Annotated in this window: 18 protein-coding genes; 3 read left to right on the top strand and 15 right to left on the bottom strand. The window is 57.5% G+C overall.

Going from position 1 to position 23,034, the window contains the following annotated elements; genetic code table 11:
* Positions 1–61 precede the first annotated feature (61 nt).
* The 3 genes from ACYZT7_RS15835 to ACYZT7_RS15825 all read right to left on the bottom strand — a co-directional run bounded on the left by ACYZT7_RS15835 (position 62) and on the right by ACYZT7_RS15825 (position 5,041).
* On the bottom strand, positions 62–970 hold the full coding sequence (locus ACYZT7_RS15835; protein WP_462037305.1) for a zeta toxin family protein: 909 nt from the start codon (positions 968–970) through the stop codon (positions 62–64).
* Positions 971–1,097: 127 nt separating this feature from the next.
* Positions 1,098–3,377 carry an ATP-dependent DNA helicase gene (locus ACYZT7_RS15830; RefSeq protein ID WP_462037304.1) on the bottom strand — a complete coding sequence of 760 codons (2,280 nt, stop codon included), beginning with the start codon at positions 3,375–3,377 and terminating at the stop codon, positions 1,098–1,100.
* A complete protein-coding gene (locus tag ACYZT7_RS15825) occupies positions 3,374–5,041 on the bottom strand; it encodes a VRR-NUC domain-containing protein (protein WP_462037303.1) in 1,668 nt (555 codons plus the stop codon). Before ACYZT7_RS15825 ends, ACYZT7_RS15830 begins: the two co-directional genes overlap by 4 nt.
* Positions 5,042–5,248: 207 nt before the next feature.
* Between ACYZT7_RS15825 and ACYZT7_RS15820 the strand changes: the two genes are divergently transcribed.
* Positions 5,249–5,473, top strand: coding sequence for a YgdI/YgdR family lipoprotein (locus tag ACYZT7_RS15820; RefSeq protein ID WP_462037302.1), 225 nt, complete (start codon positions 5,249–5,251; stop codon positions 5,471–5,473).
* 119 nt (positions 5,474–5,592) lie between these two features.
* Here the strand turns inward: ACYZT7_RS15820 and ACYZT7_RS15815 are convergent, their stop codons facing one another.
* From ACYZT7_RS15815 to ACYZT7_RS15765, 11 genes are all read right to left on the bottom strand, one after another.
* A complete protein-coding gene (locus tag ACYZT7_RS15815; RefSeq protein WP_462037301.1) occupies positions 5,593–7,446 on the bottom strand; it encodes a polyurethane esterase in 1,854 nt (617 codons plus the stop codon).
* Positions 7,447–7,508: 62 nt separating this feature from the next.
* Positions 7,509–8,873, bottom strand: coding sequence for a TolC family outer membrane protein (locus tag ACYZT7_RS15810; RefSeq protein ID WP_462041800.1), 1,365 nt, complete (start codon positions 8,871–8,873; stop codon positions 7,509–7,511).
* Between the two features lie 2 nt (positions 8,874–8,875).
* On the bottom strand, positions 8,876–10,210 hold the full coding sequence (locus tag ACYZT7_RS15805) for an HlyD family type I secretion periplasmic adaptor subunit (protein WP_462041799.1): 1,335 nt from the start codon (positions 10,208–10,210) through the stop codon (positions 8,876–8,878).
* A gap of 11 nt (positions 10,211–10,221) precedes the next feature.
* The gene (locus ACYZT7_RS15800; RefSeq protein WP_462037300.1) at positions 10,222–11,997 is read right to left on the bottom strand and encodes a type I secretion system permease/ATPase; all 1,776 of its coding nucleotides are present in this window, start codon (positions 11,995–11,997) and stop codon (positions 10,222–10,224) included.
* Positions 11,998–12,154: 157 nt separating this feature from the next.
* Positions 12,155–12,577, bottom strand: coding sequence for an AprI/Inh family metalloprotease inhibitor (locus ACYZT7_RS15795; protein ID WP_462037299.1), 423 nt, complete (start codon positions 12,575–12,577; stop codon positions 12,155–12,157).
* Between the two features lie 68 nt (positions 12,578–12,645).
* Positions 12,646–14,103 carry a serralysin family metalloprotease gene (locus ACYZT7_RS15790; protein WP_462037298.1) on the bottom strand — a complete coding sequence of 486 codons (1,458 nt, stop codon included), beginning with the start codon at positions 14,101–14,103 and terminating at the stop codon, positions 12,646–12,648.
* Between the two features lie 362 nt (positions 14,104–14,465).
* Positions 14,466–14,930: a hypothetical protein gene (locus ACYZT7_RS15785; protein WP_462037297.1), complete on the bottom strand. Its 465-nt coding sequence runs from the start codon at positions 14,928–14,930 to the stop codon at positions 14,466–14,468.
* Positions 14,931–15,106: 176 nt separating this feature from the next.
* On the bottom strand, positions 15,107–16,192 hold the full coding sequence (locus ACYZT7_RS15780; RefSeq protein ID WP_462037296.1) for a polyamine ABC transporter substrate-binding protein: 1,086 nt from the start codon (positions 16,190–16,192) through the stop codon (positions 15,107–15,109).
* Between the two features lie 60 nt (positions 16,193–16,252).
* Entirely contained in the window at positions 16,253–16,594 is a 342-nt protein-coding gene (locus ACYZT7_RS15775) for a cupin domain-containing protein (RefSeq protein WP_462037295.1), read from the bottom strand.
* A gap of 43 nt (positions 16,595–16,637) precedes the next feature.
* Positions 16,638–18,041, bottom strand: coding sequence for an NAD(P)/FAD-dependent oxidoreductase (locus tag ACYZT7_RS15770; protein ID WP_462037294.1), 1,404 nt, complete (start codon positions 18,039–18,041; stop codon positions 16,638–16,640).
* Positions 18,042–18,091: 50 nt separating this feature from the next.
* Positions 18,092–18,907 (bottom strand): helix-turn-helix domain-containing protein, encoded by an 816-nt coding sequence (locus tag ACYZT7_RS15765; RefSeq protein ID WP_462041798.1) that lies wholly within the window; start codon positions 18,905–18,907, stop codon positions 18,092–18,094.
* A gap of 265 nt (positions 18,908–19,172) precedes the next feature.
* On the opposite strand from ACYZT7_RS15765, the gene ACYZT7_RS15760 reads away from it, so the two are divergent.
* The gene (locus tag ACYZT7_RS15760) at positions 19,173–19,445 is read left to right on the top strand and encodes a DUF1652 domain-containing protein (RefSeq protein ID WP_033054957.1); all 273 of its coding nucleotides are present in this window, start codon (positions 19,173–19,175) and stop codon (positions 19,443–19,445) included.
* A gap of 64 nt (positions 19,446–19,509) precedes the next feature.
* Here the strand turns inward: ACYZT7_RS15760 and ACYZT7_RS15755 are convergent, their stop codons facing one another.
* The gene (locus tag ACYZT7_RS15755; protein ID WP_462037293.1) at positions 19,510–21,984 is read right to left on the bottom strand and encodes a UvrD-helicase domain-containing protein; all 2,475 of its coding nucleotides are present in this window, start codon (positions 21,982–21,984) and stop codon (positions 19,510–19,512) included.
* 280 nt (positions 21,985–22,264) lie between these two features.
* Here ACYZT7_RS15755 and ACYZT7_RS15750 point away from each other — a divergent pair, with 280 nt between their 5' ends.
* Positions 22,265–22,960, top strand: a complete 696-nt coding sequence (locus tag ACYZT7_RS15750) for a pirin family protein (RefSeq protein WP_462037292.1) — start codon at positions 22,265–22,267, stop codon at positions 22,958–22,960.
* Positions 22,961–23,034: the final 74 nt, after the last annotated feature.

Here is a 23,034-nt window from a genome sequence, read left to right as displayed (position 1 = left end):
TCTGGAGTATGCGACAAACCGGGATATTGGAAAGCCAAAAAACACCTCTCGACGTAAAGTGTTATCGGTGCACGTATTTGGCGATATAGGTGTACAGGTCGTTGTAGACAAAGGCTGGGACATAGGAGGCATGCGTCCCGGCCTTGAGCAATGCCAAATGGCACTCTTTGACGATTTCGTAGTGACCGTTCACCGCGAAAACGTGGTTATCCGTAATGCGCGAGTAAACGATGTACTCAAAAGGCCTCATGGTCGTCGAAGTAGTCACCGAGCCGTCGGCAGCTATGGTGTAGGTGCTCTGAGCACGCACCGTCCGCTGGTTCAACACACCGAACCCACGTTCGTACACAGTGATTTGCGAACCGCTGACTGCCTTTGCAGCCGTCTCGAAAGCCAGGATGATCGCTTGTGCGTAACCCATGCTGGTATTCAGTTTCGACACCGTAAGAAACCTTTCCATTTCCTGATTTTCAAGGCTTTTGAGTGCTCGTTTAATGCTCGACACATGAGCAAACTCTTGAGTGCAGCCAACGATGTGACTCTCGAACTGATAACCCTGGGCTGTTGCCGTCGGTGGAAAAGCCGCGAAATCGATACTGTCGAACGCACATTCCATGATGAGGTTGTATTTGCCGGTGAAGGCCTGCGTAAAGATTTTCGCACTGACTTCTCGGACGAATGCCTCGGTATGCTCATACGCATGCAAGACGCCAAGTTTGATCATCTCTGGGTATTGGGGGTGTTTTTTGCGGTAGTCGGGCAGGTACAGACGAACATAGTTGTCGTAGCGTTTTGAAGGCAGCAGGTTCTTTTCCAGCAGATAGGTTTTGCCTGACCCTTGCAGCCCGGCAACGACCAGCATTTTTGGGATTGCCTCGATCGTGATGCCGCAGAACAGCCTTGCTTTTATTTCATCGAATGCTGCGGTGACCTGCTCAGGGGTGTACGTGTATTTCGGTGCTGCTGACATACCTTGATTTCCTTATCAAAGATTGGTTTGAAAGTGATGACTCGCCCTTTGAATAAAGCGGGCATTCGCTGTTTGTTCAAATCGGCGTGTCTTTCAAGATATGTCGATGTTTTTAAAGTAAAAAATCCTACTCGGTTGAGTGAACAAACCTCGGGGCAATCGACCACCAGCGCGGCAGTAACTGCTTGACCTTGTTATCGCCAAACCGGTCATCGATCAACATCACTACTCCTTGATCCTGCTGGGTGCGGATCACCCTCCCCGCCGCCTGCACCACTTTCTGCACACCGGGAAACAGGTAGGTGTAGTCATAACCGGCGCCGAAAATCGCCGCCATGCGCTGTTTCAATTGCTCGTTGACCGGGTTGAGTTGCGCCAGCCCAAGGGTGGCGATGAACGCACCGATCAGGCGCGCACCGGGCAAGTCGATGCCTTCGCCAAAAGCCCCACCCAGCACCGCAAAACCGACGCCCTGACTGTCGGTGGTGAACTGATCGAGAAAGTCCTGACGCTGCCCTTCCCCCATGCCCCGGGACTGCGACCACAGATTGATGTCGGGATGCCTCTCGGCCAGCAACTGCGCCACTTGCTGCAAATAATCGAAGCTGCTGAAAAACGCCAGGTAGTTGCCGGGACGTTGGCTGAACTGCCGGGCAATCAGCTCGACAATCGGTGCAAGGGATGACTGGCGATGGACGAACCGAGTGGAGATCTGACTAACGATGTGCACTTGCAACTGGTCGGCATGAAACGGCGATTCGACGTCGATCCACACCGTGTTTGCCGGCGTCCCCAACAGATCGGCGTAGTAGTGGCGGGGGCTCAAGGTCGCCGAAAACAGTACGGTGCTGCGGGCAGCCGTCAATCGCGGGCGGATGAAACCGGCGGGCACCACGTTGCGCAGGCACAGCTGCGACAGGTTGCGCTTGCGGTCGAGGTCGCGCTTGCTGATGTCGAACAGGAACTGTTCATCGAAGAGTTCGGCCACGCGGCAAAATTGCAGCAAGTCGAAATAGAAGTTCTGTAACGGCCCGTCCAGGCCCTGAGGATGATCGTTCAGGTAGTCGCCGATGCTCGCACTGCACGACGACAACGCCTGGAGCAGTTTTTCCGGAGCCTTGTCATAGGCCTGATAGGCGCCGAGTTGCAGATTATGCAAGGCATTCCACTCACGGTTGACCCGCTGCAAGGGTTTTTTCAACGCCTCAGGCGCGGTTTTTCGTACGCCGTTGAGGGTGGATTGGTCGAGGCTGGCGCTGTACATCTGCCGACCGCGCTCTACCAGGTTGTGGGCTTCGTCCACCAGCACTGCGACTTTCCAGTTATTGGCCTGGGCCAGCCCGAACAGCAGCGCGCTGAAATCGAAATAGTAGTTGTAGTCGGCGACCACCACGTCTGCCCAGCGGGCCATTTCCTGGCTCAGGTAGTAGGGACAGACGTCGTGTTCCAGAGCGACCTGGCGCAATGCGCTCTGGTTCAACAGACTCAGTTCGCTGGCCGCCTGGCGAGCGGCGGGCAAGCGATCATAAAAGCCCTGGGCCAGCGGGCAGGATTCACCGTGACAGGCTTTGTCCGGATGCTCGCAGGCCTTGTCCCGGGCAATCATTTCGAGGACCCGCAAGGGCGGCGCGTCGGCGCTCTCAAGGATCACCTGCGCGGCGTCCAGCGCCAGTTTGCGCCCCGGGGTTTTCGCCGTGAGGAAGAACACCTTGTCCAGTTGCTGCGGCGTCAGGGCCTTGAGCATCGGGAACAGCGTGCCCACCGTCTTGCCGATTCCCGTGGGCGCCTGCGCCATCAAGCAACGACCGGTGCTGACGGCCTTGAACACCGATTCCGCCAGATGACGTTGCCCGGGTCGAAAGTCGGCATGGGGAAACGCCAGGTGTTGCGCGGCCCGATTACGCCCTGCGCGATGAGCCATTTCCTGTTCGGCCCAGTGCAGAAACAAGGCGCAATGTTCTTCGAAGAACAGCCCCAGTTCCGCGGCGTTGAACGCCTCGACCAGGCAGGTTTCCTTTTCGCTGACGATGTCGAAGTACACCAGGGCCAGATTGATCTGCGCCAGATCCAGTTTCTGACACATCAACCAGCCGTAAATCTTCGCCTGCGCCCAGTGCAGCTGACGATGATTGGCGGGTTGCTTGCTCAAGTCTCCGCGATAGGTTTTGACTTCTTCCAGGCAATTTTGCACGGGGTCGTAGCCGTCGGCCCGGCCCTTCACCTTCAACGTTTGATACAAGCCTTCAAGCGCGACTTCACTCTGGTAGCCCTCGTTACGCCGGGACGCCACCGTACGGTGCCCGACAATCCCTTCCAGCGCCGTCGGCGAGGGCGTAAAACGCAGGTCGAGGTCACCGACCTTGGCGGTGAATTCACACAGCGCCCGCACCGCGATGCTGTAACTCAAGCGCTCTGCTCCGCCCATTGCACGTAACAGACGGCAATCGGCATCTGATGTTCATGGCAGAACTCGAGCCAGCGCAATTGATTGTCTTGCAGGCGATCACCGGGCCCTTTGACTTCGATCATCCGGTAGGTTTTGTCCTGCGGCCAGAACTGGATCAGGTCCGGCATACCGGCGCGATTGGCCTTGATGTCCAACAACAGTCGATTGAACCAGTGCTTGAGGTGCTCGGCCGGCAGGCAATCGAGTGCCTGATCCAGCAACTCTTCGCTCAGCACACCCCAGAACACGAAGGGCGACTGCACGCCCCACTTGCTGGCATAGCGTTCACGAATCGTCTGCAGGTAACGCCCGTCATCGAGTTCAGCCAGGCAGTTTTGGAACAGCCCCGCGCGGCGCGCGTGAAAATCTTCATTGAGCAGATCCACCGGCCCACGCTGGAACGGGTGGAAAAACGCCCCCGGCAACGGTGCGAAGATCGCCGGCCAGCACAGCAGACCGAACAGCGAGTTGACCAGGCTGTTCTCGACGTAATGCACCGGTGCCGAATCTTCCGCCAAATGCGCCTGAACGTAATACTCCACGGACAACGCCGGGTCGGTTCTGGGCAGGTGCAAGTCCAGGCGCAGCATCGCGCTTGGGGATACGCGCTTGATCGCCGGCCCGCCCAGCTTGCGCCGCAGCCTGGGCAGCACACGCAGCAATTGTTGCTGCTCGGCGGCACTTTCCGGCGATTGCTCCACCGCGACGGCCAGGTCCATGGCCAACTGGTATTCACCGCAGCGCTCCAACACGCGAATCAACCGCAATCGCGCGCCGGGATAGATACACTCGCGGTAGATCGTCAGTGCGGTAGAGAAATCCGCCAGGCGCTCGCAATGCTGACCGATCTGGAACAACAGTTTGCCGCGACGTCGTTGCAGCCAGGGATTGCTCAGCGCCAGTCCGTTGATCTGCTCGACAATGCCTTGCACTGCTTCGCCGGCCTCGAAATGCTGCTGACACTCATGAAGGAAGAGGCAGGCATCCACGTCGTCACGGCTGCGCAGGCCTCTGGAATCGGCGCAGAACTCGACTTTTTCATAGGTAAAGATGCCCAAGTCAGCCAGCACGAACTCGGACCAGTCCTGGTAAAGATTGCCGAAAAACATCAAACGCAGCCGGTCGCACAGGCCCATGATGGTCAGGCTGAACAATCGGTCATCCAGCGACGGGCACCACTGGCCGAAGCTGTGAGTCTGGGGGAACTGTTCGCTCAGTGCGGGCAGCCAATCGGTCTTTTTTCCCTTGGGCTGCTCGATGGTGGTGCCAAAACACTGGAAAATTTCCGCCTTGAGCAGCACCTCGAACAGCGCCTCGATTGACAGCGGCGATTGCTCATCGATCCAGCCCAGCGCCAGCAGTGGGCCGGCGGCGATGCCGATGTCGCCGATCTCGAGGTAATGCAGCTTGCTCGCCCTGAAGTGATTCCCCTTGCGCATCACCATCCTGACCAACAGCGCCCTGGACTCACGGGGTAGCCGATTGAACTCGCGGATGAAGTGTTGCTCTTCGACACTCAACACATCGGCATAGCGATGCTCAAGCCAATCAAGCACTTGCATGAAGTTGTTCAAGTAGTAGAACGGATCGTCGAGAGGATTTGCAGTCACAGGAAAAAAGGCCATGGCGAGCGAGTACTGGTTATGCGTACAGATACCAGCTACGCCCTGCCTGGTGCAAACGGAAAAGGATAAGCGGCGGCGCTATTCGGTAATTTTTCGGGTGCCTATGAACTTTCTGCCGATCCATCGCACCAACCGCGTTAGAGGTGCAGTGATGATTGATTTCGTTCGCGACAGTCGCGCTGATTTTTTGAAGTATAAGAGGTGGTTATGATTATCAAGACTCTGGGCTTGCCCCTGGCGGTAGCGGCCTTTCTGGTCCTGGCCGGTTGCTCGACGCCAACGGTAGTGACGCTGCAGAACGGCACCCAGTATTTGACCAAGGACATACCGAAAACCGAGACCAAGGATGGCTTCTTTGAGTTCGAAGATATTTCCGGGGCAAAAGTGAAGGTCAAGGCCGATGAAGTGACCACGATTCGGCAGGAAGACTGAATACCGCGTCATCGTTCATCGCGAGCAAGCTCGCTCCCACATTGGATCTGTGGCGTTCACAAATCCCCTGTGGGAGCGAGCTTGCTCGCGATGGGGCCATTACAGCCACCAGATCAAGCTCAGGCGATAACAACCCCTGAGCTGGACAAACTATCCAATCCCACCCCGACCAATGTCACCGAATCCCCCCCAAACGTCAGCACCGTGTCGTGCCCCACCGCCGTGGCATGCGCCCGAAAGCCGTCGTTTGGCGTTACCCCTTGAACCCCGAGAAACACCAGTTTGTCGCTGGCCTGGTAGCCAACCACCCGGTCCTGACCAAACGCGCCGCTAAACAAAAAGGTATCGATCCCGCCTCCCGACTCCAGCAGGTCATTTCCCACCCCACCGACAAACACGTCGTTACCCTTGCCGCCGATCAAATGATCGTTGCCGTCCAGCCCCAACAACCAATCGCCTCCTGCATGTGCCTTGAGCGTATCGGCACCGGCGCCGCCCTTTACCGTTGACGCGTACTGAGTCAGGTTGTTGCCCGCCTTAAGGCCTTCGGCAGTGACGCTGTGAGTCACGTCATCCTTGAACAGCCCCCACAGAAACCCCGGTTCCTTGGTAACAATGCTGCCGATGTCGCGGGTAATGCTAATACCGCCATTGGCGTCGCGGATGAACAGGTTTCCGGCACCGTCATTGGCGAAGTCAAAGTTTTTCACCGACTGCTGCAAGTCCAGCACGTTGTTGCCCTTGCCGCCCAACAGAATGTTGTAGCCACCGCCGTCGCGGAAGGTGTCGTTGCCATCGCGGCCTTCCAGATAGTCGTTGCCCTTGCCACCCTGGATCAGATCGTTTCCGTCGCTGCCGATAATGAAGGTGCTGCCCTTATGGGTGTCGGCGTTGCGGTTCAGATCCTGGACCCAGGTGTTGCTGCGCGCCGGGTCTGACAGGTTGGCAACGATGATCGTCGAGTCTTTGCTGGTGAGGTCGTAGAACGCCGACTCCAGCACTCGGGTCATGCCGTCGCCGTAACCGGTGGGCAAATGTGAGATCCAGGTCGCAATGTTGAGGATCGAGAATGGCAGCACGTTCCACGCCGTCGAGGCGTAGTGATCGTTGAAACTGACGATGTTATTGGTCGCCGAGTCCTGATGGACGTCGTGCACGCCCACCGACGACAGGTTGAACGATGAGCCGTCGAGGGCACGGAACACCGGGTCGTTTTCGTAACCGACGTTGAGCACTTTGTCCGTGTTGCTTTGGGTCGGCGAGGCGTAGGCGATGTAGTTGGAATCCTGGTAGAACCCGGCCCATTTGTCGTTGCTCAAATCCGCCAGGCTATTGACCGCCAATCCACCGAGGCTATGGCCGCTGACCAGTACGTCCTTGCCCGACAGGCCATTGACCCGGGCAAATGCCGCAACGTCACTGAGCAGGTCGCCGAAGGCTTCACCCACGTAGTTCTTGGCGTAATCCTTCGGCCCCAACGCCGCCATCAGATCGTTGATCACGTCTGCGATTGAATCACTGACCAGGGTTTCCCGGGGGCCGCTGGTGCCGCGAAAGGCGATACCGATTTCGCTGAGATGACCCTGCGCGTCGTACTTGCCGAGGATTTCCACCTGAGCGCTGGTGTAGCCGTCCTTCTCGCCGAAGAACGTTCCGCGTGCGTCGACCTTGCCGTCATAGCCCAGCTGTGTGGCGGTGATGGGCGTCCAGCCGGCGTTCCGCACCGCGTCCAGCGCGGCTTTTTCCGAATCCGGATTCCACGGAACGCCGGGGATGACACCTTGGGAGTCGGTGCCGCCGATCAACGCCGTGACCAGTGTCGCCGGCAAGCCAAGGCCGAAGCCGTTGTGCTGGTAGCCGGTGGCAAAGCCGTTATCAAGGTTGTGATAGGAATACAGCGTGATTGCCATGGCGTCGTTGAACAACGCTTTGGCGTCTGCTGTGCCGAGGTTTTTGTAGTCATACACACCCATGGGTATTACCTCTCTTTTTGTTGGAATTGTCAGAGATGGTTTGAGTTGCAATCTTTCAGGCGTTACTGAATCCTCGGGCCCTGGCCGAACGCCTCGTCAACCTTGGCGAGGTCCTGCTCGCTCAAGGTTCCGGCGTAGTAATGCAACTTGGTCCAGGCCATCAAGTAGTCATAACGTGTCTGGGCCAGGTCCCGGCGGGTGGTGAATAGTTGTTGTTCGGCGTTCAGCGCATCGAGGTTGACGCGTTCACCGCCAAGGATGCTTTGCCTGGTCGACACCACCAGCGCTTCGGCGGAAGCCAGGGCTTTCTGGTAGGCCCGCAGTTTGCTCACACCCGACAGGCAGGCGCTGAATTGCCGACGCAGCTCGATCAGCGTTTCCCGGGTCTTGCCGTCCAGTTCGTATTCAGCCTGTTCCATCGTGCGGCTGGCCTGGCGCGTCGAGGCCGAGACCCCGCCACCGGCATACAGCGGCACGTTGACTTCGATGCCGATGGTGTTGGTGTCGTAACGCTGGTTGTAGGTGTTGCCGCTTTCCGACTCGTTCTGCCGCACGGAGGCGTAAGCGCTGACTTTGGGCAGGTGCCCGGCGCGGTTGCGTTCAACCTCGTAGCGCGCCACCTCCAGCGCCTGGCGCTGGGAGGCCAGGTTCGGGTTGTTGGCCACCGCGATCTCGTGCCAGGTGTCGTAGTTGACCGGTTGCAGAGTGAACGTCTGGAAATGCGGGTCCAGTGGCGTCAAATCGTTGATGTCGATGGTCGGCACACCGATCAGCGCCCCCAGTTCCCGCAGGGATGCATCCTGTTCGTTGCGGGCCTCGATTTCCTCGGCGGTGGCCAGTTCGTAGCGCGACTCGGCCTCAAGAATGTCGGTGCGCGTACCCTCACCCTGACGAAACATCTGCTCGTTCTGCTGGAACTGCTGCTCAAAGGCTTTTTTCTTGGCCAAGGCAATGTCGATCTGATCCTGAGCGAACAGTGCTTTAGTGTAATTCTCCAGCACCCGAACCAGCAGCTCTTGGCTTTTACCGCGAAAGTTCTCATCGGCGAACAGCGACTGCGCCACGCCCTTGCGATACGCCGCGTAGGCCTCGTAGTCGAGCAACGGTTGCTGCAAGGTGAACGTCGAGCCGTAACTGCTGTAGTTACGATCATCGCTCTGGCTGCGACCGCGATCATTCAAGTACGTCACTTTGGAGGTGTTGCGGCCCTTGTTGTAGTTGTAACCCAGTTTTGGCAACAGCCCGGCGCGGCCAATGGCGCGGTTTTCGAGGCCTGCATCGCGTTCTTTGATGGCGCCGAGAAACACCGGATCGTTGCGCAACGCTTGTTCGTAGACGTCGAACGGCCCCATGGCCAGCACACTGTTGCAGATCAGCAACGCCAGGGTTGCGGCGAGCATGGAAAGCTTATTCATACAGCCGAATATCCTTATTCCTCGGTCAACGCGGAGCCTGCCCGGTCGAGCAGCGGTTTGAACAAATAGTTGAGGAGTGAACGTTCACCGGTGCGCACGAACATTTCCGCTGGCATGCCGGGCTTGATCACCAGCCCGTTGAGTTTTTCCATGGCCTGATCGCTGACGCTGCTGCGCAGCACGTAATACGGCGCACCGGTTTTCTCATCGATCATCTGGTCGGCGGAGATCAGACTGACCTCGCCGGGCACGCGCGGCGTGCGGCTCTGGTTGAACGCCGTGAACAGAATGTCCACCGGCAAGTGCGTGCCGACCTTGTCGACCAGGTTGATCGGCAGATGCCCTTCCACCTCCAGACTCGTCCCCTGAGGCACGATCTCCAGCAGGGTTTCGCCCTGACGCACCACCGCGCCCACGGTGTGAACCCCGAGGTTGACCGCGATGCCATCGGCGGTGGCGATGATCTCGCTGTGTTGCAGGTCGAACCCGGCGGAGGTCAGTTGCTCTTCCAGCGTCACGCTTTTCAATTGCGCATCGGCCAGTTGGGTGCGGACTTCTTTCTGGTATTCCTCGATGTGCTGCTGCAGTTTAAGCCGCGATTCGAGAATGCCTTGCTCTACCCGTCCGCTTTCGCCGGCGTTTTCCGCCAATTGTTGCTGAACTTGCGACAGCTGACGCTGGTACTCCATCAACCGATTGCGCGGGATGTAGCCGTTATCCGCCAAGGGCTGAAGGTTGCTCAGCTGTTGTTGCAGAGAGCTGGCCTGGGCAGTCAGGTCAGTGCGGGCGCCGCGCATGCCAACCAGTTGCGCGCTGGCGCCTTCGATGCTGGCGCGCAAGGCAGCCTGTTCGCGGGAAAACGCTTCACGGCGACTGCTGAACAACTGCCGCTGGCCTTCGAGGACCAGCGCCAGGCGTGGGTCGGGATCGTTGCTCAGCTCAGTGGGGAAACTCACCTGCTTGAGGTTGTCCCGTTCACTCTGCCACCGCGCCAGACTGGCCCAGGCCATGCGGTATTGCGCTTGCAGTGATTGCACGTCAGCGGCGACTTGCGTCTGGTCGAGCTGGAACAAAGGCTGGCCCTGCTTCACCACTTGGCCCTCACGCACCAGAATCTGGCTGACCACGCCACTGCTCATCGATTGCACGGCTTTGCGTTTGCCCGACACCACAACCGTGCCTTGCACAGGAATGCCTTGGTCGAGAGGCGCGAGACTGGCCCACGTGAAGAAACTGCCGGCGCCGACGATCGCCAGAATCCAGCCCATGCGGGCGAAGAAACCCGCGTCGCGCTCAGGGCGTTCAGCGATGTAGTCGTGTTCCATAGTCGCTTCGTTTTGACTGTCCATCTGTGCGCTGCTCATACACCCGAATTCCCTGTCGAGGCCTGATACTGCCGGCTCATGCTAAGCCCGCCCGGTGCCGGCGCAGCTTTTTCACGTTGTTGTTCCTGGGCGCCGGAGAGTGCCTTGAGCACCTCTTGGCTCGGGCCGAAGGCCTGCAAACGCCCTTCGCTGAGCACCAGCAACTTGTCGGCCTGGGCCAACGCCGAAGAGCGATGGGTGACCAGAATCACGCTGGTGCCCCGGGCTTTCATGTGGGCGATGGCGCCAGCCAGTGCCGCTTCGCCTACGGTGTCGAGGTTGGAGTTGGGTTCATCCAGCACCACCAGACTCGGATTGCCATACAGGGCGCGAGCCAGAGCCACACGCTGTTTTTGGCCACCGGACAGTCCACTGCCGTCCTCGCCGAGCACAGTGTCGTAGCCCTGAGGCATGCGCAGGATCAGTTCGTGAACGCCGGCCTGCTGCGCGGCTTCAACGACTTTTTGCGGATCCGCTTCGCGAAACCGGGCGATGTTTTCGGCGATGCTGCCACTGAACAGTTCGATGTCTTGCGGCAGATAACCGATGTAGGGGCCGAGGTCGTCGCGGTTCCAGCGATGAATGTCCGCGCCATCGAGCCGCACCGTGCCGCCAAGCGTTGGCCAGACGCCAACCAGCACCCGGGCCAGGGTCGATTTACCGGAACCGGACGCCCCGAGCACGCCCATCACTTCACCTGCGCCAAGGTTGAAATTGACCAGGTGCAACGTCGCTGCCCGTTGCCCCGGCGGACCGGCGCTGACCTGCTCGAAAGTGATCTGGCCTTTCGGCGCCGGCAGCGCCATGGCCTCGTCACTCGGTGGAAAGGCTTGCAGCAACGAATCAAGACGACGGTAGGCAAGTTTGGCGCCGCTCCACTGTTTCCATACGGCGATCAACTGATCGATGGGGCTCAGGACGCGACCCATCAGAATGGAGCCGGCGATCATCATCCCGGCCGTCATATCACCCTTGATCACCAGCAAGGCGCCAAGACCCAGCACCAGCGATTGCAGGCACAGGCGCAGGGTTTTGCTCAGAGAGCTGATGACTGCACCGGTGTCGCTGGCCTGATTCTGCAGGCCGAGGAAACGTGAATGAACCTGAAACCAACGTTTACGCAACACCCCGAGCATGCCCATGGCCTGAATGGTTTCGGCGTTGTGCAGGTGACTGGTGGCCAGTTGGCTGGATTTCTGGGAAAACCCTGCCGCTTCGCCCAAGGGCTTTTTGGTCATTGTCTCGTTGAGGCAAGCAAGGCCGATCAACAGCACCGCGCCCACCGTCGCAAACACGCCGAGCCAGACATTGAACAGGTAGATCACGAACAGATAGACCGGGAACCACGGCGCATCGAAGAAGGCAAACAATGCCGGGCCGGTGACGAACTGGCGAATATGGGTCAGGTCCCCCAACGACTGTCCGGCGTTGCCTTCGCCTTTGAACAGGTTGCGCTCGAACGCGGCCTGATAGACCCGCAAATTGAAGCGGCGCTCCAGTTGACTGCCGATGCGAATGACGATGAAGCTGCGCACAATCTCCAGCAAGCCAATGAAGGCAAAAAATCCGACGACCATTAATGACAACATGGCCAGCGTTGTTTCGTTTTGCGACGACAGTACGCGGTCATAGACCTGGAGCATATAAATCGACGGAACCAGCATCAGCACGTTAATCAGTGCGGTAAAACAACCGACGCTAATCAGGATGCTCTTATAGTCGCCCAGGGCCTTGATTAAAGGTGCGGTGGCCGGGCTCTTTGCCATCTTCATGGATTCTTCCTGAGGTGTTATCCCTCGCCATACCTGGCGAGGTCTGTTTAATCTTTTTTTGCAAGTGCCGCTTACACTTCAATAACAACTCTTTGTCGTCGACCAAGCGCTTCGATTATTGATCTGCGGCTTATAACGCTATTGGCAAGCGTTAGACTTAATGCACTTCTCGCTGGAGCGTAATGATCAACCCGGATTTCAACGTGCTTTGATAAAACCCATCACGATGCCGACTGAAAAACAGCACTTTTGAGCCTTCAGGCCCAGTGATTGCAATGCCGTCAGGCTCCGTAAACCAACCGATTGTTTGCTCGCTTAGCCAGGCGCTAAGGCACTTGGCACCCTCGCCCAGGGTTTGGTTCGCTTGAAGTTCGAGGGTGCACACGTTTGACGGTTTGTCCTGCAATGCCTGGGACGCTGGCGAGTCACCCTTGGCGATGAGGGTCACCTGCCATTTGCCGGCCAGTTCCGAGGGGTCTGCTAATTTCAGGCTGCTCGCCATGGCTAAATCTCCAAAAAACATGATGAACGTCGCCAATAGCCACGCGGTTGTTCTGCAGGTGAAGTCGTTATGGATCATAAAGCGCTTTACTCATCTCAAGGGGCAGAGAGCAGCGCCTCTGCGCTGCCCTCCTTTTTCACCTCACATCACGCAGCGATGTCGGAGTAAGCCGCCTGGCCCACGGTGCTGACCAGGAAATCAGCCACGCCATGCCCGGAGAAGTCCACCGACAACAGGCTGTTACCGCCCGACGTGGTTAACACTGCATCGCCTGCTGCACCGGTGAACGAGTTCACGAAGTGCAGGCCTGTGCCGTTGGTGATGCCAGTCAGGTCGATCTTGTCCAGGCCGCTGACAAAATCGAGGATCTGGTCGACTGCACCTGGCTTGGAGTCGTTGCTGGCCGCAAACACAAAGGTGTCCGAACCTACACCGCCCCACAGCTTGTCCGCACCGCCCGCGCCGTAGAGGATGTCATTACCGGCACCGCCTTTCAGTTCGTTGGACACGCTGTTGCCGATCAGCAGGTCGTTACCCGAACCGCCGATAGCGTTCTCGACGGTGACGCCCTTGGCGATGGAAACGTTACCCACCAGGCCGCCAACGTCGGAGAACGAGGCTTCATTGAGGTTGATCTTCTGGTTTTGGGTAAAACCGGAGAAGTCCAGCGTGTCTTTTCCACCCGCATCCCACACCGTAAACACAACCTTGTCCGACGACGAAGTCGCGCTCAGGAAGTCGCGACCGGCGTTGGAGTTGAAGCCGTAAGTGGTGTCACCGGTACGGGTGGTGGTGTTGGCACCGTAGAGCTTCTGGATGGCCGCGATATCGTCCATCAGCGGACCGGACGAATAGGCTTCGACGCCGCCCTTGCTGAAGTTCTGGCTGGTATTGCTTTCACTCCAGTAGCTCATGACGCTGTAACCGCGGGTGTCTTGCCCGTAAGACGCGTCGTTGTAGGTCGGAGCGCCCTCGCCGGCGTTGTAGTCGCCAGGATGGGCAAGGCCCAGGGTGTGACCGATTTCGTGAGTCAGGGTCTGCCGGCCGTAATTGTTCAGGTCCGGCGTTTTGTTTGGCGTGTAGCTGCTGTTGGTCAGGTACCAGGAAGAACCGTCGTAACCCGCACCCGTGCCTGGCAGGTAGGCGAAGGCTGCCGCGCCATCCTGGCCGCCGCTGTAGTTGCCGAAGGTCATGTGACCGTCGCCGCCCGTGGCCTTATCGGTGAACGTGACATTGGCCACGTCGGCCCAGGATTGCATTGCAAGCACGGCTTGGCCTTTCTGCTGAGCGCTGAACTGGCTGAACCCGGTAATCCCGTGCTTGTTCATGGTGCTCGACGAGGCCGAGGTGAGGAACGTGTAGGTGAGTTCAATTTTGCCGCTGCCGTCCTTGTCCTGGTAGGCAGCGCCATCGCGTAGCAATTGGGTCGCTGCCTGGTCGACGGAGAAGGAGGGTTTGCCATTGACCGTGAGGTTGCCACCCCGATCATATTGATGGCTGAAGCTATTGATCTGGTTGAACGCAGAACTGGATGCCGCCAATGCTTGCAGTGGCTGGAACGCCTGTTCGGCGGAGTCAATAGCGTTGTTTTTTACTTTCGACATAAACACACTTCCTTGTTTTGCTATGAACAGTTTTTTGTCAGACAGCGACAATCTCTGGCGAGATCGTCCTATCACTCGCCCAATGAAGGCGAAAGAAAACTGACACAATTCGAAATCAAACGTCTACATTTTTTTTGACGTCAAATTGTGATGTTCCAGCAAGTACCCGGAAACAATGCCTGTGCTGTCGAAATATTATTTGTAGTTGAGGGTTTCGAGGGAATTGTCTGACAATCGACTATTTAAATATTAAATACAGGGAAGTTATTTTTTGTCGAAGGCATCTCACTTTTGCTGGGTTGTTAGTAGAAATGCCAGCACATTGCCCGCCTGACACAACGCGTCAGGCGGGGCACGTAGATTTAGAACTTGGTGATGGAATATTCCACATCGACGCGATATCTGTCGTCCATGATCCCCGCATTGAAACCAAGCTTGCCGGAGATGGGCTTATCCGGATAAGCATTTATGAGCTCGACGTCACCTCTATTTGCCTTGTAGTAATGCACTTTCGTGCTATCGGCGACGTCTTGTTTAAAGTAGGAAAGATGGAGTACTTTCTCGCTGTCAAACCGATAGGTTCCGGAGGGCGTGTCTACTTTAATGAGCTGAAGCGCGACACCCACTATATTCGCAGGGTTTTCAGGGTCCACCATCGACCCATGAAAACGAAGCGTTCCCTCCTGTTCATCGCGCCAGATCCCATCAGCATTGAACTTATACTCTTCATTGGTCTGACGATTAGTGACGGTTCCTTTGATAAAACCCGTCGCTGATCCTTTTCCGCTTCTACGCAGTTCGCCTGTCTGTAGCTCATTAATGGACATGTTCATGCTCCTTGCAGTGGAGGGGGGCGATTATTCGCCCCGCCGCACCGTATTAAGCATTAGTATCCGAGCTTTGTAACCTGTCATAAATGACAGGTATAAATACGACTTTTTTATCTCCAAATCTCACTGATACCTACGCCAGGCTTACGACGCCTGCCTTGCGCTGTTCGGAATCAACTCCCCGTCCGAATCTTGTTCCACACTCGCGTGCGCACTCGGTCAATGTTCAGCGGCATCGCCTCCAGCGCAAACAATTTCCCCATCATCTCCGGGCTCGGGTAGACCTTGGTGTCGTTCTTGATCGCCGGGTCGATCAAGCTGTCGGCCTGTTCGTTGCCGTTGGCGTAGTGCACGTAGTTGCTGATGCTGGCCATGACGTCCGGGCGCAGCAGGTAGTTCATGAAAGCGTAACCGGCCTTTTCGTCCGGGGCATCTACCGGCATGGCGACCATGTCGAACCAGATCGCGGCGCCTTCCTTGGGAATCGAATAGCCGATGTCGACGCCGTTCTTGGCTTCTTTCGCGCGGTTTTCGGCTTGCAGGATGTCACCGGAGAAGCCGACGGCCACACAGATGTCGCCGTTGGCCAGATCGCTGGTGTACTTGGACGAGTGGAAATAGCTGACATACGGGCGGACTTTCATCAGCAGCGCTTCAGCCTTTTTGTAGTCTTCCGGGTTCTTACTGTGATGCGGCAGGCCCAGGTAGTTCAGTGCCGCTGGCAACAGTTCGGGGCCGTTGTCGAGGATGGCCACGCCGCACTTCTGCAGCTTTTGCATGTTTTCGGGCTTGAAAATCAGGTCCCAGGAGTCCACTGGCGCGTCATCACCCAACACGGCCTTGACCTTGGCGATGTTGTAACCGATGCCGGTGCTGCCCCAGAGGTACGGGAAGCCGTGTTCGTTGCCCGGATCGTTGGTTTGCAAGGCCTTGAGCAACGCCGGGTTGAGGTTTTTCCAGTTCGGCAGTTGGCTCTTGTCGAGTTTCTTCAGCGCCACGCCTTGAATCTGTCGCGCCATGAAATGGTTGGATGGAAACACCACGTCATAACCGGATTTGCCGGTCATCAATTTGCCGTCGAGGGTTTCATTGCTGTCGAAGACGTCGTAGCTGAACGCGATGCCGGTTTCTTTCTGGAAGTTTTTGGTCGTGTCCGGGGCGATATATTCCGACCAGTTGTAGATCTTGACGGTCTCGGCCGCGTGGCCGAGGGTCGCGAAGAGCGCAAGTGGAGCCAGAGTCAGTGTCTTTCGGATCATGAGTCGATTCCTGTTTGGTTTGTCTTATTTTTATTGGAGAGCTGGCAGGCAATCAGAGGATCAAAAAATCAAAACGTAGGTCTTGCGCACGGTTTCCTGGATATCCCAGATGCCGAGGCTGTTGGCTGGCAACATCAGTGCATCGCCGGCTTCTATGTGCAGGGTTTCACCGTCATCCGGGGTAAAGGTGCAGCGTCCCTGGATGAAGTGACAGAACTCCTTGGCGACGATCTGTCGCCGCCAGCGCCCGGGCGTGCATTCCCAGACGCCGGTTTCGACGCCATCGTCGCGCTCAACGCTGGTGGTCGAGGCCACCGCCACGGGTATGCCCAGTGGTACGGCGACCGGGTTCGACGCTTCCAGCTTCAGGGTTGCAGTGTTCTTGAATTGCGTGATGCTCATGGGAGTACCTGTCGATTGAGCCTATAGATGAAGAGCGCGCCGTTTACTGCATGAAACCTTCCATGAAGCCGGCAATACCCGTGGCCAGTTTGCGACGCCAGGGTGCGGTGGCCGGATTGGCCAGGGTCTGGTCTTCATGGGCGAAGCTGCGGATGATCGCGTTGTAACCGAGCCAGCGACAGGGCTCCGGCTCCCACGCCCTGAGCGCGTCGAGACCACCCTGGATGACCCACGGCTGGCGAACCAGCTCGGTGTCACGCTGCAGAATCAGATCCGCCAGGGTCCGGCCGCCCAGGTTGCTGGCACCGACGCCCTCCCCGCCATAGCCGCCGGAAATCGCAATGCCGCTCGCTTGATCGCACAGCATGTGCGGCTTGAAACGCCGGGACATCCCCAGATTGCCGCCCCAGGCATGGGTAATCCGCACGTTCTTGAGTTGCGGGAAGAGTTCGCCGAACAGATAGCGCCGCAGCTCCACTTCGCTGGTGGTCAAGTCGAAGTCATGGCGCAACTTGGCAGCAAACTGATAACCGCCCCGCGCGCCGAACACCAACCGGTTGTCAGCCGTGCGCTGACCGTAAGTGACCTGGCGACTGTTTTCGCTGAAGGCCTGGCCGCGACTCAGGCCGATTTCATCCCACGTGGCAGCGGATAGCGGCTCGGTGGCCACTATCAAGCTTTGCACCGGCAGCTGATAACGCCCCAAAGGTGGCAAGGTGACCGAGTAACCTTCTACCGCCGGTACGATCCAGCGGCTGCGAACCGAGGCTTTCGCCGTGCGCAGACCACCCGATTGCCACTGGGTGACCGCGCTGTTCTCGTAAATCCTGACGCCCATTTTCTCCACCGCCCGAGCCAGACCTCGCACCAACTTTGCCGGGTGAATGGTCGCGACGTGCGGTGCATAGATACCGCCATAAGGTTTGGCGACTCTGATTTGTTGCGCCAACTGCTCGGGGCTGAGCCAGCGGTAATCGCTTTCGGTCAATCCCTGGCTGTAGAGCGTGTCGAGATAATGCCGAAGGCTGGCTTCCTGTTCCGGGTAGCGTGCAGCGCAATACAGCGCCCCGCCTTTGCGGTAATCGCAGTCGATGTCTTCACGTTCGAGGACCATACCGACTTCATCCGGAATGCCGTGCAGCAAATCGAACGAAGCCCGGCGCTGTTCAGGCGGCAAGTCGGCGAGCAAGCGGTCTTCGCCCAGCACATTGCCCATCAACCAGCCGCCGTTACGCCCCGAGGCACCGAAACCGGCGGTTTGCGCTTCAACGATGGCGATGCTCAGGTCAGGCGCCAGGCGCTTGAGGTAGTACGCGGTCCAGAGCCCGGTGTACCCCGCGCCAATGATGGCGACGTCGACGTCCAGATCCTGTTCCAGCGAGGGACGCGCCAATAATGGCTCGTCGAGTTGATCCATCCACAAACTGATAGTGCGCCACGCCGGCATGCAAGACTCCGCCACTCAAACTTCGATGGCGTCGATCCTAGTGCGTGGACTTAGAGGCTGTCTTGCGCGCGTGCACGCAAAGAAATTTGTTTTACGTACGCCTTGGGCGACTGGCCGGTGTGCTGACGGAAGCAGCTATAGAACGCCGACAGCGAATTGAACCCGGCGGCAAACGCCAGTTCGTCGATACGCAGTGGCGGCGTGGCGTTATCCAGTGTTGCGAGCAAATGCTGCAGCCGCGCCTGGTTGACGTATCGATAGAAGCTCTGGCCAAGCACCTGATTCAGCAGATAGGAAATCTGATTGCGGCTATACCCGCACTCCTTCGCCACCCGTTGCAGGTCGAGTTCGGGATCGAGATAAGGTTGTTGGCGCTGAAAATACTGCAGCAAGTCTTCAGCCATGAAACTCAGCTGGCGCGCAGACAGCCCGAGCCGACTGACCGCCGGGCGTTGGCTGCTGGCGGCCTTGCTGACGGGCTGCTCATGCACCAGCGAGGCGTACTCGTTGACCCGCCAGATCAGTCCGTCACGGACGGTAATCGCCTCGCTGGCCCGGAACGACACCAGCCCTTCACCGCCGCGAAGGGTGATGCGGTACTGAATGAACGCCGTGTTGCCGTCCAGGCGAATACGGTCCGAATGCTCCAGGGCTTCATCGGGATCTCGAGGCATGCTGCTGCGCACGTATTCACGTAATTCAGACAGGCCCATCACACGGTTCTGGAAAAAATCGCTGTACTGAATCTCTGGGTGATAGAGCGCCATGACCCCGTCCAGATCCCGGTGTTTCCAGCGCAAGTGATAACGCATCACCGTGTCGCCCGTGGCCTGGGTTTGCAGCGGACCATCATCATCGGCGTGCATAAAGGACTCGGCGAGAAAAAAGCCGAGCTTGCCGAAGTTCTGCGTCAGCTTCAATGGCCAACCGGTGGTGGCCAATCGCTTAAGAACCGACGCTCACGTGACCTGCATCAAAAAAAACTGAACCAATCGCTAAACGGACTGAAAAATCCACATTAATTTCACATCTGGATGCTACTTTTAAAGGCAGTCACCGGTTGAGCCATTGAAGGCTCTTCCCTCCTAACATGAGCTAAAGGAAGCGCTCGATGAATAAGGCGGGCAACACATGAATAAAGGGTTCAGTAAGGTCACCTTTCCAAACGCCTGCCAGCTGATGCGCTGGCATTTTCATCCCATGGGTTTCGAGGCGAGCATGGACGCGCCGGGCAGCATGATTGCCCGTCTATTTGACCGTGCCAGTGGCGAGACCATGATCGCCATCGCGGGTATTCCTTGCGCGACGGTAATGAATGCTGCGGATGTAGAGCGAATAATCGAAGCGGTGGAAGATGAGCTAGAGGCTTTCATTCCGCCAGTCGCCCTCAGGAGCTATGCCTGAAGGCAGAACATTCAACAACAAGCCCACGTTAAGTGGGCTTTTTTGTGGCGCAAGATTTTACGGCTCACGCCAATGTCTTGCCCTGTCGGTGATCGGCAAAGAACGCCTTGCCCTTGCCAATCCGATCGGAAGCTTTAGGCATGTTGGCCGCTTGGGTGTCTTGCCCATCGACATACCAGTAGCAATGACTCACCGCCCGAGTGATGCCGACGTAAGCCAGCCGTAGGGTCTCGTCTTTTTGTGCGTTGTCGTACGCTTCGTTGTCGCCAGCCTTTCCCAGACCTGCCATGCGGTAGACCTGGTTTTTGTAAGGTGAACTGGTCAAGTGCTGACAATCACCCAGCAGGAACACGGCGTCAGCCTGAAGCCCCTTGGCGCTGTGATACGTCAGTTGTTTCAGCCGCCGCGCTTCGTACGGCAAGCTGGAATCAACATTAACTACAGACTGAATATTCCCTTCTATCAATGACTTATCGCTACTTTTTCGATAAAGCATCAAGATTGAATCGCCCTTTCTGTAATGCTCTATCAGGCGTTCGGCCATGCCTTGATCGTCGCGATCGAGAACGTTCACCGGCAGTAACGCCTTCGGCTCGCCACTTGCCCTGGCTTTCTTGCCAGCGATCGCCGGCGCCGCACGCACGATATGTTCGGCGGCATCAATGATGTGCTGGTGGCTGCGGTAGTTGTCACTGAGCATGACTTGGGTCGTGCTCGGTGAAGGGAATTCCTTGTTGAATTCCATGAAATACGTCGGCGAACTGCCCCGCCAGCCATAGATGGACTGCCAGTCATCGCCTACACAGAGCAATGACGAACGTTGTGCGCCGCGCCCCACGTGCATGGCCGGTCCGCGACTGCGGATTTCGGTCAGGCACGCGCGGATCCAGGAAACGATCTGCGGCGACACGTCCTGAAATTCGTCGATCATCAAGTGCGACATTGGCCTGAGCAGCTCATCGCTCAGCAGCTTCAGGTTTTCCGGAGAATGTTCGCTGAACAAGGCGAACATCCGGTTGTAGGTCATCACCGGTGGCTTCTGATCGAGCAGATGATCTTCCAGAGCTCGCCAGTACAGACTCAAGGCCTCGAAGAAAAACCGATCTGGGTCGTCCTTGGCAAAACTCATCTGACCCACGGCATTGGGCACATCCAGGCCGAGGTTCTCGATAAACCCCGCCGCAGCGACAAAACAGTCCAGCAACGGAGCAGAACCGAGTTCACCCTTGACCTTGTAATCGAAACCCGGGCCAGCACTGGCATCACCGGCAATAGAAGCCAGTACGCGCTTTGAAGATTCGTAACTATCTAGCCATATCAATGGCTTACGACAGAAAGCTTGAAACAGAGTGCGTTTTACCGCCCATTCTGCCCGGACGGTCAGTTTGGCATTCGGGCGGCTGACCTGCGGGTTTTCCCGAGGATCGAACCCCAGAACCACCCAAGCGTCAATGCTCGGAATATAGCCATGACAATGAAACGTTGAGCCGTTGATATCGAACGTCTGGCGATTCGGCTCGATGCCTTTGATCGGCCAGGCACCCGCGCGAAACCACAGATCTTCGATAGCATCGCAGAGCTCTTCATCACGCTTGGCGGCCAGTGCGGTCACGGCCATGCGTTTCTGCACGTCCGGGTGATCGCGCTCCACCTCCTTGAGCTGCAGTGCGTGACGGGACAATGGCTTGATCAATTCTCGAAAGCGCTCATTGCGAGTGTGCAGGCTGTGATAGCAAGCGTTGAGTTGCTGGCGCTGGGCGTCGTTGATGCGCAGGTCGAAAGGATTGCTGTCGACCTCCTCATCGCCGCTTTGCGCACGGTGACTGAGGTTTTCGAAGGCTTGCAGCCTCTCGAAGCCCGGCAGACTGCGAACCATTGGCAGGATTCGCGAATGGAAGGTGCGCACCAGATCACGCGCCTCCTTGAAACTGAGCGACCGGCCCCAGCGTGCAAACATCTCGATCAGTTTACTGATGAAGTCTTTGCGCGATTCACGGGTAAAGGTCACCACCGTCATCGAACTCAGCTCGAACCCCAGATAATGGGTGAGCAGCAAAATACGCAACACCAACGTCGTCGACTTGCCCGCACCCGCGCCGGCAATCACCGAGGTCGAGGGCGTGTCGCTGAAGATCATTTTCCACTGCGCGGTGCTGGGCTGGGCGTGCGGTGGCAGCAGTCGAGCGACATCCGTCTTCATGCGCTTCTTCAACTCGGTGCTCAATGGCAGACGCCAATCGTCGAACAGATTCTCGTCAACGTTGGGCGGCCGGTGTTCGGTCGAGCGCGAGTCGCGGATCAGCAATACCTGTCGGCCTTCCTCCAACCCTTCAAGTTTGCCTTCCTTATAGCCGTAATCCACCCCGGCACTGTGCCCACTGCGAAAGCCGTCAGCCTGGCCGTGCAGCCAGGATGCCCGGTGTTGTGCGCGCAGACGCGTCAGGCCGTGACCAAAGAACCGGGCGGCCAGACGCTTGAGCAGTGGCATCTCGGCCAAGGGACGAAGTTCAGGAGGAAGATCGGGGGTGTGTTGCGGCACGCGGGCTGACTCCAGGGTGTGAGGCTGTTGGGGGCTATGGTGTCTGCATTTGCCGTTCAGTTCTAGTGAAATGCTTACAGGTCATTGGCTTATGCGATGAAGTGAAGGTTGGGTGAGAATCTTTCGAGGTAATTTGATATCAAATTATTCGATTGTATTGAGGCATTTTTTACGCTTTTTATCGATTGGTACCTGATAGATGATGCTCGCCATCAACCACCGGTTCGCGTTTCGTGGCTCAGGCGCTCTGCCCCATGACGAACCTTTTCAGGAGACGATCATGCTTGAACTCAGACCCTTCAAATCCCTGGGCGGCGCCAACCATGGCTGGTTGGATGCTCATCACCACTTTTCGTTCGCCGAATACCATGACCCAAAACGCATGAACTGGGGCAACCTGCGGGTGTGGAACGACGACGTGATTGCCTCTGGCACCGGTTTCCCGAAACACCCGCACCGGGACATGGAGATCATCACTTATGTCCGTGAGGGCGCAATCACTCACGAAGACAACCTGGGCAACAAGGGTCGTACCGAAGCGGGCGACGTTCAGGTCATGAGCGCCGGCACCGGGATCGCCCACAGTGAATACAACCTGGAAGCAACCGAGACCAGGATCTTCCAGATCTGGATCATCCCGAACGAATCCGGTTTGGCACCGTCCTGGGGCGCCAAGCCCTTCCCCAAAGGCCAGCGCGAAGGTTTCGTGACACTGGCAAGCGGCAAGGCCGGCGACGATCAAAGCCTGCGGATTCGAGCCGACGCCCGATTGGTGGCAGCGAACCTGAAGGCCGGTGAATCCGCTGAGTATCGCCTGGACAATGGCCGCCGTGCCTATCTGGTTCCCGCTACCGGCGTCATTGAAGTCAATGGCTTGCGTGCAGAAGCTCGAGACGGTATTGCGGTTGCCGATGAGCAGGTGTTGCGGGTGACCGCCATCGAAGACAGTGAAATCGTTCTGGTGGACTTGGCTTAATCGTCAAACGCAGGGATCGAGTAGGAGGCGGATTTACATCCGCCGTCCTCTCACACCACCGTACGTACGGTTCC

The sequence above is a fragment of the Pseudomonas sp. RT4P38 genome, assembly GCF_054897765.1.
This window is presented reverse-complemented; position numbering and strand designations above follow the sequence as displayed.

Excerpts from the sequence above, each read along its gene's own strand:
- ACYZT7_RS15835 (WP_462037305.1), bottom strand. The coding sequence starts at position 970 with ATGTCAGCAGCACCGAAATACACGTACACCCCTGAGCAGGTCACCGCA.
- ACYZT7_RS15825 (WP_462037303.1), bottom strand. The coding sequence starts at position 5,041 with ATGGCCTTTTTTCCTGTGACTGCAAATCCTCTCGACGATCCGTTCTAC.
- ACYZT7_RS15820 (WP_462037302.1), top strand. The coding sequence starts at position 5,249 with ATGATTATCAAGACTCTGGGCTTGCCCCTGGCGGTAGCGGCCTTTCTG.
- ACYZT7_RS15815 (WP_462037301.1), bottom strand. The coding sequence starts at position 7,446 with ATGGGTGTGTATGACTACAAAAACCTCGGCACAGCAGACGCCAAAGCG.
- ACYZT7_RS15805 (WP_462041799.1), bottom strand. The coding sequence starts at position 10,210 with ATGGACAGTCAAAACGAAGCGACTATGGAACACGACTACATCGCTGAA.
- ACYZT7_RS15800 (WP_462037300.1), bottom strand. The coding sequence starts at position 11,997 with ATGAAGATGGCAAAGAGCCCGGCCACCGCACCTTTAATCAAGGCCCTG.
- ACYZT7_RS15795 (WP_462037299.1), bottom strand. The coding sequence starts at position 12,577 with ATGATCCATAACGACTTCACCTGCAGAACAACCGCGTGGCTATTGGCG.
- ACYZT7_RS15790 (WP_462037298.1), bottom strand. The coding sequence starts at position 14,103 with ATGTCGAAAGTAAAAAACAACGCTATTGACTCCGCCGAACAGGCGTTC.
- ACYZT7_RS15785 (WP_462037297.1), bottom strand. The coding sequence starts at position 14,930 with ATGTCCATTAATGAGCTACAGACAGGCGAACTGCGTAGAAGCGGAAAA.
- ACYZT7_RS15780 (WP_462037296.1), bottom strand. The coding sequence starts at position 16,192 with ATGATCCGAAAGACACTGACTCTGGCTCCACTTGCGCTCTTCGCGACC.
- ACYZT7_RS15775 (WP_462037295.1), bottom strand. The coding sequence starts at position 16,594 with ATGAGCATCACGCAATTCAAGAACACTGCAACCCTGAAGCTGGAAGCG.
- ACYZT7_RS15770 (WP_462037294.1), bottom strand. The coding sequence starts at position 18,041 with ATGCCGGCGTGGCGCACTATCAGTTTGTGGATGGATCAACTCGACGAG.
- ACYZT7_RS15765 (WP_462041798.1), bottom strand. The coding sequence starts at position 18,907 with ATGCACGCCGATGATGATGGTCCGCTGCAAACCCAGGCCACGGGCGAC.
- ACYZT7_RS15760 (WP_033054957.1), top strand. The coding sequence starts at position 19,173 with ATGAATAAAGGGTTCAGTAAGGTCACCTTTCCAAACGCCTGCCAGCTG.
- ACYZT7_RS15750 (WP_462037292.1), top strand. The coding sequence starts at position 22,265 with ATGCTTGAACTCAGACCCTTCAAATCCCTGGGCGGCGCCAACCATGGC.